Source organism: Ramlibacter sp. bp-362 (genome assembly GCF_054956735.1).
In genome coordinates, this window is sequence record NZ_JBUDXE010000071.1 from 1 (window position 1) to 254 (window position 254).

1 protein-coding gene is annotated in these 254 nt (G+C 62.6%); it reads left to right on the forward strand.

The genetic code is table 11. From position 1 onward, the window contains the following. Positions 1–254: aminotransferase class V-fold PLP-dependent enzyme (locus ACY0MJ_RS22445; protein WP_462640776.1), on the forward strand; the 254-nt coding region annotated here is incomplete at both ends.

Genomic DNA, 254 nt, shown 5'->3' on the forward strand with positions numbered 1-254 from the left:
CTGGAAGGGAAGGGCTATGACGTGACTTATGTCCCTGTCGAAGCCGACGGCCGGGTCACAGCCGACGCTGTGGCCCAGGCCCTGCGCGATGATACGGTCCTTATTTCCGTCATGTATGCCAATAATGAAACGGGCATGGTCCAGCCCATCGACGCCATCGGCGCCCTGGCCCGGCAGAAGGGCATCGCCTTCCACGTCGATGCCGTCCAGGCCTTTGGCTACGTGCCTATCCGGCCGCTGGAACAGGGCATCGA